Source organism: Dyadobacter endophyticus (assembly GCF_014641595.1).
In the GTDB taxonomy this organism is placed as follows: Bacteria; Bacteroidota; Bacteroidia; order Cytophagales; family Spirosomataceae; genus Dyadobacter; species Dyadobacter endophyticus.
In genome coordinates, this window is the sequence record NZ_BMIA01000002.1 from 71560 (window position 1) to 83932 (window position 12373).

At 50.8% G+C, this 12373-nt stretch carries 7 protein-coding genes; 5 read left to right on the forward strand and 2 right to left on the reverse strand.

What is annotated here, in order from left to right; translation table 11 throughout:
* The first annotated feature begins 207 nt into the window (after positions 1-207).
* The 4 genes from IEY24_RS12435 (at position 208) to IEY24_RS12450 (ending at position 4662) form a co-directional block, all read left to right on the forward strand.
* Entirely contained in the window at positions 208-2262 is a 2055-nt protein-coding gene (locus IEY24_RS12435; RefSeq protein WP_188932494.1) for a BatA domain-containing protein, read from the forward strand.
* 69 nt (positions 2263-2331) lie between these two features.
* Positions 2332-3471 (forward strand): 5-(carboxyamino)imidazole ribonucleotide synthase, encoded by a 1140-nt coding sequence (locus tag IEY24_RS12440; protein WP_188932496.1) that lies wholly within the window; start codon positions 2332-2334, stop codon positions 3469-3471.
* 9 nt (positions 3472-3480) lie between these two features.
* Complete coding sequence (gene purE, locus IEY24_RS12445; RefSeq protein WP_188932498.1) at positions 3481-3972, forward strand: 5-(carboxyamino)imidazole ribonucleotide mutase; 492 nt, start codon at positions 3481-3483, stop codon at positions 3970-3972.
* Between the two features lie 60 nt (positions 3973-4032).
* Positions 4033-4662, forward strand: a complete 630-nt coding sequence (locus IEY24_RS12450) for a LysM peptidoglycan-binding domain-containing protein (protein ID WP_188932500.1) — start codon at positions 4033-4035, stop codon at positions 4660-4662.
* 78 nt (positions 4663-4740) lie between these two features.
* Here the strand turns inward: IEY24_RS12450 and IEY24_RS12455 are convergent, their stop codons facing one another.
* The gene (locus IEY24_RS12455) at positions 4741-7635 is read right to left on the reverse strand and encodes an outer membrane beta-barrel protein (RefSeq protein WP_188932502.1); all 2895 of its coding nucleotides are present in this window, start codon (positions 7633-7635) and stop codon (positions 4741-4743) included.
* A 173-nt stretch (positions 7636-7808) separates the two neighbouring features.
* A complete protein-coding gene (locus IEY24_RS12460; protein WP_188932504.1) occupies positions 7809-11420 on the reverse strand; it encodes a PAS domain S-box protein in 3612 nt (1203 codons plus the stop codon).
* An 87-nt stretch (positions 11421-11507) separates the two neighbouring features.
* Between IEY24_RS12460 and rsmA the strand changes: the two genes are divergently transcribed.
* Positions 11508-12308 carry a 16S rRNA (adenine(1518)-N(6)/adenine(1519)-N(6))-dimethyltransferase RsmA gene (gene rsmA, locus IEY24_RS12465; protein ID WP_188932506.1) on the forward strand — a complete coding sequence of 267 codons (801 nt, stop codon included), beginning with the start codon at positions 11508-11510 and terminating at the stop codon, positions 12306-12308.
* The last annotated feature ends 65 nt before the right edge of the window (positions 12309-12373 follow it).

The following is a 12373-nucleotide window of genomic DNA, read 5'->3' on the forward strand; positions in this document are numbered from 1 at the left end:
TCTGCGAGGGCTCGGAGAGCTTACCTGCGCAAATCAAAGTGCAAAGTTAGAAAAAAGCACCCGAGATATGAGAAAGGTCTACAAATAAAAAACTGTTATCAGAAATTGGTGTAATTTGTCTCTGCTAACTGCGTTGAACATTTGAAAAGTGCCATTTTGAAACCATATTCGGCCACTGATCATTGACATAAGACTATCCTAAGCTACATGAGTTTCCTTTTTCCGTCCTTCCTGTGGGGTTTACTGGCCGTATCGGTTCCGATTGCCGTACACATTTTCAATTTCAGGCGGACAAAAAGGGTATACTTCACCAATGTAGCATTTTTAAAAGCGGTTGAAACCCAGACCAAGTCCATTCGCCAGATCAAGCATTGGCTGGTGATGGCAGCCAGGATACTGGCCATCGCCTGTCTGGCATTCGCATTCTCCCAGCCATTTATTCCCGCTGAAAGTAACGTAGCCGTCGACAGGCGGGGCATTACCAGCCTGTATCTGGACAATTCGCTGAGCATGGAAAGCGAGCTGAACAATAAGCGCTATCTGGATATTGCTACCGGCCGTCTGGGGGATTTATTGGGACTTTTTAAAAATGCCACCTCGCTTCAACTGGTCACCAACGATTTTTCGGCCCAGGAACAGGGCCTGTACCCTGCCGAAAAGCTCCGTGACCGCCTGACCACGATCGGCCTTTCAGGCACACCGCGTACGCTCCAACAGGTCTACAAACGCCAGCAGAACCTGATGGCCCGGCATTCACAGTCGGGCAAAAACCAGCTTTTCTGGTTCTCGGATTTTCAGAAAAGCACCGCCGGAAACCTTTCTGCCATTCAAGCCGATTCGACCAACCAGATTTTCCTGGTGCCCGTCCAGGCTGAGGCTGAAAAAAATGTATTTGTGGATTCTGCCTGGCTGAATACGCCTTTCATCCGCGAGCTTCAAAACAATATACTGTTTGTAAAGGTGAGCAACTCCGGCAACCGCGAGGCGCGCAATGTGGTGCTCAGGCTCAGCCTTGACAATACCCAGGCCTCCACCGCCTCGGTCAACGTTCCTGCGAACGGCAGCGCGACGGCCAAATTCAATTTCAACCTCAAAGGGAAAGGCTATAAAAAGGGGCAGATTACCTTTGATGATTTCCCTGTCACCTTCGACAACAACTATTATTTTGTGCTCAATGCCTCCCCGCTCATCCGCGTGCTGCACGTCTACGGGCAAAAGCCGGAGGGGAACTATATCGAAAATGTATATGCCAACGACAGTCTGTTTACCCTGCAAAGTTACAGCGCCCAGAATGTCGATCCCGGCCTGATCAAAAACGCGGACCTGGTCGTGCTGGAAGGCGTTACCCAGCTTTCGGGCACTTTACCGCAGGATTTGCAGGACTTCGTCCGCCGGGGCGGCAGCCTGGCCATCATCCCTCCTGCTGCGCCCGCAGCCGATAGCTATGGCCGCTTTTTGAGTGGTTTGGGTATTAATGCAGTTACTGCTGAAAAAGCACAGGCCCCGCTTGCGCTGGCCGTACCGGACCGCAATAATCCGTTTTTCAGCGATGTTTTTGAGGAATCGATGCGGCAGGAGCTCAACCTTAACCTGCCAGGCGCGCTGCCTGTGTGGAGTTGGGCAAATGCAGGCCAGCCGCTGCTGAGCTTGCGCAGTGGCCAGACCTACCTTAATCAGGTGCTCTCGGGCTCGGGCAAGACTTATCTGTTTGCCGCGCCTTTGGCCCAGGAATATGGTAATGTTGCCCAGCACGCCATATTTGTGCCGGTCATGTATAAAATTGCCGCATCGAGCGTGCGGCAGCAGCGCACATCGTTCACTTTTGACGAGAATCCCATCAGTCTGACAGTCGGCAAGCCCAAACCTAACTCGGTTTATAAACTACGGCGCAATAAAACCGAGATCATCCCTGTCCAGCGCGTGGCTGGCAACCAGCTTCTGCTTGAAATTCCGCAGGGCGACCAGGCATCGGACGGTCTCACCGCGGGCTATTTCGAGCTTGTTTTGGACAACAAAACAAAGCAGATCATCGCCCTGAACCATAACCACGCAGAATCCAAGCTGCAATACTACTCCCCTGACGAGCTGCGGGCCGCTTTTTCAGGTAAAAAGAACGTGCAGGTCTTCGACCGGATCGATGACGAGGCTTTTTCCACCGCCTTCCAGCAGCAAAACATGGGGACTAGTCTGTGGAAGTTCTTCCTGTACGCAGCGCTGTTCTTCCTGTTGGTGGAAATTGGCCTGATCAGGTTTATGAAATAGCAATTTGATGACATTCCTTTTTTCTGACCCGTTTTTAAACCAATTTTGCGGGAAAATATCACTTAATAAATGCTCTCATCCCGAATTGGAATCCTTGGCGGCGGGCAGTTGGGGCTTATGCTCCTGCAAGCGGCCGTGGACTGGAACCTCGATATTCATGTGCTCGATCCGGACCCGGAAGCACCGTGCCGGAAGATAGCCCCTCATTTTACCCAGGGCTCCCTGCAAGATTTTGACACCGTCTATAACTTCGGTAAAGACCTTGATGTCATTACCATCGAAATTGAGAAAGTGAATGTGGAAGCGCTGGAAGCGCTGGAAAAGGAAGGTAAAAAGATCTATCCCCAGCCTTCGGTGATCCGTCAGATACAGGACAAGCGCATTCAAAAACAATTCTACGCTGACAAGCAGCTTCCTACCGCCGAATTTATTCTGACGGAAAACCGTGAAGATGTTGCCAACTATGTCTGGTTTCTGCCCGCTTTCCATAAATTGGGCAAAGATGGCTATGACGGCCGCGGTGTGCAGAGGCTGAGCTCGGCCGATGAGCTGGGCAAAGCCTTCGATAAACCGGGTTTATTGGAAAAAGCAGTTCCGTTTGAAAAAGAACTCGCAGTTATCGTTGCCCGCAATGCAAACGGGCAGATCGAAACCTTCCCGACCGTGGAAATGGTCTTTCATCCCGAGCACAACCTGGTAGAATACCTTTTTGCACCTGCCCAGATCAGCGGGGAAGTTAATGCGAAAGCGCAGCAGATCGCGCGCAAGACCGCTGAGGCATTCCAGATAGTAGGATTGCTGGCCGTAGAATTGTTCCTTACCCCCGACGGTCAGGTACTGATCAACGAAGTGGCCCCCAGACCCCACAACAGCGGCCATCACACGATCCGCGCGAATGCGACCAGCCAATACGAACAGCATTGGCGGGCTATTCTGAACCTGCCGCTAGGCAGCACGCACGCTTACGGACCGTCGGCGATGGTCAACCTGCTTGGCGAGGATGGTTACCAGGGCCCTGCTGTTTATGAAGGAATGGAAAAGCTGCTTGCAACGCCTGAGGTATTCCCGTTCCTTTACTGGAAAGCGATCACCAAGCCTTTCCGCAAAATGGGCCATATCACTATCATGGATTCGGATATCGCATCGCTGAAAGCAAAAGCGGATTTTGTCAGAAACAATATTAAAGTAATCAGTCACAAAACAAAGTAACACATACCAATGGTAGGGATTATCATGGGCAGCCTTTCTGATAGAAAGGTAATGCAACTGGCCGCAGACGCATTGACCGAGCTGGGCGTTTCATATGAAATGGAGATCGTATCAGCGCACCGTACGCCCGAGCGTATGCTCGAATACGCGGCATCCGCGCGTGGCCGGGGCTTGCAGGTAATCATCGCCGGCGCGGGCGGAGCTGCTCACCTGCCCGGAATGGTCGCCTCACTGACCTCCCTTCCGGTGATCGGGGTGCCGGTTTTGTCGAGCAATTCGATAGATGGCTGGGATTCTGTGCTTTCGATCCTGCAAATGCCAGCGGGCGTTCCGGTGGCGACCGTGGCCCTGGACGGCGCAAGAAATGCCGGGATACTGGCTGCCCAAATCATCGGAGCCAGTGATGCGGACCTTGCAAAAAGGCTCGATGCATTCAAAGAGAGCCTCAAAGAGAAAGTTGCAGTGATGAACGAGGAATTGAAAAATCAACTTGGAAACTAGGTTGTCTTTATTATTTTCGTAGAAAATTAACTCCACTAAAAAATAGAATCCGGCCAGGTTATGGAAGACGAATTCCCGAAAAAAAGAAATGTCCGTCCCACTGAAAAGTCGAATCTGCCTATTGTAACATTACTTGTGTTGGTTTTGCTGGTACTGGCAATGCTCTATGTGGGCTACGAATATATTTCTGACAGCTCTTCCAGCTCCGAGGAGCTCACATCCGTAGTTGTCGATTCGACCCTGGAAGAGAATGCTGCCGAGCCCGTCAGCGACGAGCCGGTACCCTCTGAGGAGCCGGCAGAGAAACCCAAGCCCGAACCGGTTAAGGAAAAGGCCGAAGAACCCAAGAAAGAAGATAAGCCTTCTATCTCGGCCTCATCCATTGGCGGGGAGCAAATAACCCACACTGTTCAGAGCGGGGAGACGTTTTCAAGCATCGCATCACGCTACAATCTAAAAACGGAAACTTTGAAGGGCCTGAATTCCTCGGTTTCTGATGTAAAAGGCGGTGTTACCAAGCTGAAAATACAGGTAAAAGCAGTTCACACCGTAGGCCCGGGCGACGTGCTTCGCGTGGTAGCCGGTAAATACGGTGTTACCAAAGAGGCGCTCATGAAAGCGAACGGGAGAACCCGTGACTTCTCCGAAAGAGGCGAAAAGCTCATCATCCCCTTCCCGGACAAAAAATAGATTTTGCCATTGCAAACAAAGAATCCCGGAGCCGAACGCTCCGGGATTTTCTTTGCACTGTATGAAGGGTTTAATGTTTTAATCGTTGAACCCCCGGCCTCCACCGGTTCCGCGCTCGCCGCCGCGCGGGTAACCCGCTCCGCCTTCCATATCACGTCTTCTGTAATTTCCCTCGTTGTTGGAAGGCATCTTGCCGAAGTTTCTGAGCGTGTAGGTGAATGTGAGCATAGCGTATTGGGTGAGCACCCGGTTGGTCACATCCTGCACGTAAGTTTCGGTAACATTGCGGGTAATACTGTTGTTCTGTTTTAAAATATCGAATACGGTCAGTTTCAGCTCCCCTGCATTGTTTTTCAGGAATTTCTTACCAATGCTCGCATTCCAGAGCGTAAAATTCTGATTGTAACCCGCGCCCAAACCGCGGTAGGATTGGTTGTTGATATCGCTTTGAAGCACAAATCCCTTTCCGAAAATCCAGTTCACACGGCCAGTGATGCCTTGTGTGTAATAGTTGTTGTTCAGATTAGGCTGGATCGTGTTGCGCACCACATTGTAATTACCCGAATAAGAAACGGTAAAGTCGAGCTTGTCGCTGATGTTGCTGCTTACCACCAGGCCTTGTGAGATCGCGTAGGTGTTCGAATAATTGGGCATATTGTTGATCATCCCCGGCGAGCGCACGTAGTTGAAGCCGGTAGTCAGGTTCAAATTCAGCTTCAATGGCGCAACAGGCTTTCCGTAGGCGATGAAAGAGCGCGCATTCCAGCTTCCGTCCACGTTGATCGGCGCGGTGAATTTGGCGCCTCTTTCCAAAAACAGCCCGTTAGGCAGCGTCTCGGGCTTTTGGGCGATGTAGGTTGAATTTACGATCGCATTGTTGGTTTGCGTAACAAAAATCATCGCATTGAAACTGTAAGGTCTTTTCGCGCCGGCCAGCGAATAGCGCACGTTGACCATATTGCGGTACTCCTGTTTGAGGTCCGGATTACCGGCTGTGAGCGATAGTGGGTTGCTGTTATCGACCACATTCTGTAACTGCGAAATCGATGGCTGGTTGGTTGAGCTGCGGAAAAAGGCCCGGAACTGTGCGCCTTCTTTGGAGCGGTAGTTTACCATAAAGTTAGGCAGGATATTGGTAAAGGACTGATCGACTTTATTGTTGACCGGCGCAAGTTGCTGGCTGTATAGGCCGGTATTCTGAAAGTCCAGGCCGATATTTGCCGACCAGCTGTTCTTTCTGTACCGGTAACCCAGCCCTGCACGGTTGGTAATGTAGCGGTTATCAAAATTGTTGGTCAAAAGCGTATCCAGATCCGAATAAGTGCCCTCATCATAGCTCATATTGTAGGTATCCTTATTGGAATTGCTGTTCTGGATTGTCAGGCCGTAGTTGAACTGCAACTGGCCGGTTGTACTGATCGGCTCGGTATACACCAGGTTTCCGCCCAAAGTGATGCCGTCCGAATGCGTAAAACTGCGCTGATCGATCGTATCCCCCCGCATGGCCGTATCACCCAGCGCCAGGTTATCGAAATATGTATTTCTTGAATAAAGGTCACGGCGGCCGTTTTTATCATTCACTTGTGTATTGAAGTTCAGTGAAACCGTACGGCCTTTTTTCTCGAACGCGTGCCGGAACAAAATGTCATTGGAGAAATTATAGCCCTTGTTGGCATTGCCCTGGCTGTTATCGGAGCTGTTGACGTTGCTGCCGTCGGAGGCCAGCGTGGTCAGCCCCGCCTTGACGCTTCCCGAATGGTTGTCCTGAAAGCTCAGCCGCGGAGTGATGATCAGCGAGTTTTTGGGGTCGATATTGTATTCAATGCGGAAGTTGAGGCGGTGATTTGAATTGGTTGTGTTAGTCCGGCTGTTTTCATTGTAAAACTGATTACTGCTCGCGCCTTGCAGAAAGTACTCCTGCGAGAGGCCCTGCACATTGCTGTTGCTGGTTCTGTTAAAGAAATAGCTGCCGCTGACATCGAGCTTCTTGCCAATTTTATTGGAATAATTTAAACCAAACGAATTGGTACCAGTGATCCCGCTCTGGTTCCCCACCAGGAAATTACCCGCAGAGCCACCCCCACCCCGGTTCCCCCCGCCTCCACCGGAAACGCCCAGCAGATCCTGGCTGGAAAAGTTCTGGTTATTGATATTATTGCTCAATCCGATCACCGATATACGCTGGTTGCCCTTGAAAAAGCTCACATTTCCGCCCGCCTGATAGCGGTCATCGAGCCCGTAGCCTGCGAAAACTTTCCCGAACTGCCCCATCCGCTTATCGGCCTTGGTGACGATATTGATTGTTTTCTGGGCGCTGCCATCGTCAAAACCAGTGAATTGGGCCTGATCGCTGAGCTTATCGAACACCTCGATCTTATCGACCACTTCTGCGGGAAGGTTTTTTAGGGTTAATGCCGCGTCGTCACCAAAAAATGGCTTACCATCCACCAAAACCTTATTTACGGTTTCCCCGTGAGCCGTCACCGTTCCATTTGCGACGGTAATACCGGGCATTTTCTGGATCAGATCTTCGGTAGTCGCATCCGGATTGGTCTTGAAAGCCGCCGCATTAAACTGGGTGGTATCTCCTTTTTGCTCCATGGCCGTCACCTGACCGACCACCTTCACCTCTTTCAGGTTTGCGACCGCTTCGGTAAGGGTGATCGTCCCCAGGTTTTCAATATCCTTTGTGAGGATAAGGGTTTTGGCGAAATCCTTATAACTTAAATAGGAGACTTTGACAAGGTAAGAAACCTGTTTACTCAGACCGGTAAAAGTGAATTTTCCATTCACATCCGTGGTCACATATTCAGGCTTTGCGTCCGGGGCGTTGCGGCTGACGGCCACATAAGCGCCTACCACCGCTTCGCGGCTCACACTGTCCAGGACCGTGCCGGTAATCTGCGCATTTTGCGCCAGGGCCGGGGTGGCCAGACCGGCGAGCATCAGGACGAAGAATGTAAATCTGTTCATGACTTGTAAAGGTTTATCGCTGGTTAGAGCTCCCTTTCTTACCAAAGTTTAATGCGCTCCGGCAATAAACCTTTACAATCGACAGTATCGGATATTTTAATAGACCAACAGGCACTTTTCACCGACGAAACGGCCTGGCTGTCAGCAGTCAGCTATCGGCGGTCGTAACACTATTACAGCCATTCACCCAGCAATCCCTTATAACTTGCCAGAAAACGCTCATAGGCCTTTTCCAGCTGCGGCAGCGCCTCTGCGAGCGTGCTGGTGTCATCGGATTTGAGGCGCCACTCGGCATCGCGCGCAATCTCGGCAACCTGCGAGACGCCCACCGTACCACCGCTGCCCTTCAATGTGTGCAGGTTGCTCTTGACAGTTTTTATATCACCTGTTTTATAAGCCTGCAACGCGCCGGCTACCAGCTCGTTGGACTCAGTGACGAAATCCTCGAAGACCGACCACACCAGATCAGCGCCGCCGATTCCATTGAGCTGATCGATGATTTCCTTGTCAAGGACGGGCACCATCGCCTCCTGGGCGATCTCTTTTTGCTTTTGTTCGAGCTTGCGGTTTTCGATGTTGCCCATCAATTCCTTCACCTTCTGCACCAGCGTCTGCGCGCGGATCGGCTTGGCAATATAATCGTCCATTCCCTGGCTCATGAACCGGTCGCGATCCTCCTTCATCGAATAGGCCGTCATGGCCACAATCGGCGGAAGGCCCTTCGAGAAGCGCTTTTTGAGCTCCTGTGTCGTTTCGACCCCATCCATATCCGGCATTTGAATATCCATGAAAATGATATCGTAGCCCTTCGAATCGGAATGGTACCTTTTCTCTACCATTTCAATGGCCTTGAAACCACTTTCTGCCATGTCGGTCTCGCAGCCCGATTTTTTCAGGATCTCATTGGCCACCTTGCGGTTGACCGCATTATCGTCCACCAGCAAAATCAACGGATGGTAATCGGCAAATACGTCCTCGATCGGCGTATCTTCCACCTGCGTGATGGTGCTCACCTGCGCGATAGAGGTTTCCTTTGTTTCAAAGGTAAACCAGAAGGTGCTGCCTTCTCCGAGCGCGGACTCGACCCCAATCTCCCCGTTCATTAAGGCGCAAAGCTGTTTGGAGATAGCCAGGCCCAGGCCGGTCCCGCCAAAGGATTTCCGCGACGAATTATCGAGCTGGGTAAATGATGTAAACAAGATCTGCTTATCGGTGGCACTGATACCGATTCCCGAATCCTGCACTTCCACTTTGATCTTGTGGAACAATCCCTCTTTTTTCACCAATGTCAGAATGAGCTCAACTGAGCCATTCTCGGTGAATTTCAAAGCATTGGACGTAAGATTGGACATAATCTGCAAGAGCCTTGTCTGGTCTGCAATGATGAATTTGGGAATATCCGGCCCGATACGATAGGTGAGGGTGTTGCCCTTGCTTTTGGCAGTTTGCCCGAAAAGCGAAACCAGTTTAAGCAGCAGTTCCTCCACGGCGATCGGCGCCTCGTGCAGCTCCATTTTACCCGCCTCGATTTTGGAAAGGTCGAGAATATCGTTCAATATGTTCAACAGCGTTTCCGAAGAGCGCTTGATGGTCAGCACATAATCTTTTTGCTCGGTATTCAGCGGCGTCTCGCCCAGCAAATCGATCATCCCGATCACCCCGTTCATCGGCGTGCGGATCTCGTGGCTCATGTTGGCCAGAAACCCTTCCTTTACTTTCAATGAACGTTCGGCGTGCTCCTTGGATTTGAGCAGTTCCAGCTCGTTGCGTTTGAGCTCGGTAATATCGCGCGCCAGCACGGCCACTTCGGTGGGTTTGCCTTTATCATTGGTAAACATCAGCATATTGATCATAAACTGACGCTCGGTGCCGTCCTTGCGGTACATGGTAATCTCGAAATTCCGCAGGCTTTTGGTTTTCCGAAGCCGTATCAATGCAGAGTGAATCCGCTTTTTGTCCGAGAAGAACTCGGTGATCTTATGCCCTATCACTTCATCGGGCAAATACCCCAGCCGTTTGAGCACCGACTGGCTGATCATGGTGATCTCGCCCATTCGGTTGATACGGCAATAAATATCCTGCAAGTTTTCAAAAATCCCCCTGAAAAGCTCCTCACTGTGCCTGAGCGAAAGCTCGGCTTCCTTCCGCCGCGTAATGTCACGGGCAATACCGGAAACCTCCTCGATGACCCCATCGGCATAATGAATCGGGTTCAGGTAAAATTCCAGCCACATTTCACCCGAATCTTTCCGGTCGATCTTGAATTCGAAATATTGCGGCTCACCGCGCAGCGCCTGGCGGTACTTGGTTTCAAGCGTCCGGCGGTTGCTGTTGCCTACCATCCGCCAGCCGAACTTCTCGGCGCTGGATTGAAGCGAAGGCCTCACCCCTAGCTGGTTATGGATAAGGTCTGCGTAATTTCTGTTAAATGAGGTCAGTTGCAGCGATTTGTTCACCGACCATATCAAATGCGAGCTGCTATCGAAAATAGCGTTCAACCTAGCCAGGTACTTGCTTAGCTCCTCCTCGCTCTGTTTGCGCGCAATCGCCATCGCCACCTGGCCCGAAATGAATTCGAGCAGTTCCAGATCGCGGGTGTCGAACATATTAGGATCGTCGTAGGACTTCACCCCGATAATCCCTGTGACCCGCTCGCCGATACGCAGTGGCACGCACAGGAGCACTTTTGGGGTGACGCCGTACAAATAAAGGCTATTGGTTTTGGCCAGCTTTTCAATGTCCTGGTCAGACAGGAACAGCGGCTTGTTGGACGCGATCGCATATTCGGTCAGCCCATTACCCAGCTTTCGTTTGGTAAACTTTACATTTCCTTTGAAATACTGGTCTACATAATAGGGAAAATAAATGAAGCTCTTGCTGGGGTCGTATAATGCGATAAAGAAGTTGCGGACATCGATGATCTTGCCCAGTTCTTCATGGATACCGTGGTAGAATTCTTCCAGGTTTTGGGTATTAACAGTCCAGTTGGCAATGCTGTAATACAGGCTCTGGGCTTTCTCTGCCCTTATTTTTTCTGTAAAATCATTTAAAATACAGCGAAATGCAGTCGGTTTGCCATTATCGAAACGGCAGTTGACGCTGCCTGCCACAAATACCTTTTTACCGTCGCGGTTCATAAAAACCGCTTCGAAACTCGGATTGGCGATGCCCTGCTCGATCCGCCTTAACTGTTGGAGCGCCTCCTCCTTATGCTGCGGGTGCAAGATATCCTCCATGCGCATGGAAGCGATCTCATCAAGCCCGTAGCCGAGCACCTCGCGCCAGGCCTTGTTTACAAATATGAATTTACCGTCGATTGCCACCAGCTGGATCAAATCGCTGGTATTGTCTACCAGGTCCTGCAACTGGGAATTAGATTTGGCAATGGCCGATTCCATTCTGCGTCGGCGGGTGATATCGTCGCCTACAAGTGTAATGCATTCGACCTCTTCGTTTTCCTGATGGATCAGCACCGAGTTGATCGAGAATGTGCGCAGCGTTCCCTTCTGCGCAAGAAAAGGCACCTCGCGCTGTTCCAATTTGCGTTTGCCCTGGATACCCTCTTCGAGCATTTGCCGCACTTCCTCCTCCTCCTCGCGCGGTATCAGCTTGTCGAATATGCTGAACCCCACCAGATCCGATTCGTGCCAGCCCGTTTTCATGAGCGCATGCGGACTGACGCTTCGTACGATGAAGTCTGGTGAAAAGGTAATTCCAATCAGATTTAAATGCTGAAGTGTGTGGTGAATAGTCTGCCAGTCAGTTTGGGATAAAATCAGTTCCATGGGTCCCGTACAATCGCACTTTTAAGTTTCCTTCCAATTCTTTATTCGATAAATCTACGAATTAAGACGTAATTTTGGCCTGTGAAAATGAATTATAAAAAACCGGATAACACCAAAGTGCGTGCCAAAAAGCATCTGGGCCAGCACTTTCTGAAAGATTTGAATATTGCCCAGCGCATCGTCGAGGGCCTCTCCGGGCATGGTGGCTATGACCGCGTGCTGGAAATCGGTCCGGGTATGGGCGTGCTTACGCAATTTCTTTTACCTAAAACCAATTTCAATACCTACGTCATCGAGATCGACACCGAATCGGTAGCCTATCTTGAAAAGCATTATCCCGAGCTCGCTCCGCGCATTATCGCCGGTGACTTTCTGAAATTCAACCCGGGCGAGTATTTCCCGGACAAATTCGCGATCATCGGCAATTTCCCTTACAACATTTCTTCGCAGATATTTTTCCGGGCGCTCGAAATACGTGACCGCATTCCCGAGATCGTTTGTATGCTGCAAAAAGAAGTGGCCCAGCGCATCGCATCACCTCCCGGTAACAAGGATTACGGAATTTTGAGTGTGCTCCTGCAGGCATTCTACGAGATCGATTACCTGGTATCTGTGCCTCCCGGGGCATTCGATCCCCCTCCGAAAGTACAATCCGGGGTCATAAGGCTCCGTCGGAACGGGGTTACCGCATTGGCGTGCGAGGAAAAACTGTTTTTCAGAGTGGTCAAAACTGCATTTAACCAGCGACGCAAAACCCTGCGTAACGCATTGAAACCGGTAGGCGAAATACCGGACCACCCCCTGCTCAACAAACGGGCCGAGCAATTGAGCGTCGACGAGTTCGTTACCTTGACGTTACTTGCCCAAAATGCGCAGGAAAAGAACTAAACCTGCTCTGAGAGAGTATATTAAGTAAGCTAAAAGCATTTCGCCAGTCGCTAAAAGCTCATTTA

Excerpts from the sequence above, each read along its gene's own strand:
- IEY24_RS12435 (WP_188932494.1), top strand. The coding sequence starts at position 208 with ATGAGTTTCCTTTTTCCGTCCTTCCTGTGGGGTTTACTGGCCGTATCG.
- IEY24_RS12440 (WP_188932496.1), top strand. The coding sequence starts at position 2,332 with ATGCTCTCATCCCGAATTGGAATCCTTGGCGGCGGGCAGTTGGGGCTT.
- purE (WP_188932498.1), top strand. The coding sequence starts at position 3,481 with ATGGTAGGGATTATCATGGGCAGCCTTTCTGATAGAAAGGTAATGCAA.
- IEY24_RS12450 (WP_188932500.1), top strand. The coding sequence starts at position 4,033 with ATGGAAGACGAATTCCCGAAAAAAAGAAATGTCCGTCCCACTGAAAAG.
- IEY24_RS12455 (WP_188932502.1), bottom strand. The coding sequence starts at position 7,635 with ATGAACAGATTTACATTCTTCGTCCTGATGCTCGCCGGTCTGGCCACC.
- IEY24_RS12460 (WP_188932504.1), bottom strand. The coding sequence starts at position 11,420 with ATGGAACTGATTTTATCCCAAACTGACTGGCAGACTATTCACCACACA.
- rsmA (WP_188932506.1), top strand. The coding sequence starts at position 11,508 with ATGAATTATAAAAAACCGGATAACACCAAAGTGCGTGCCAAAAAGCAT.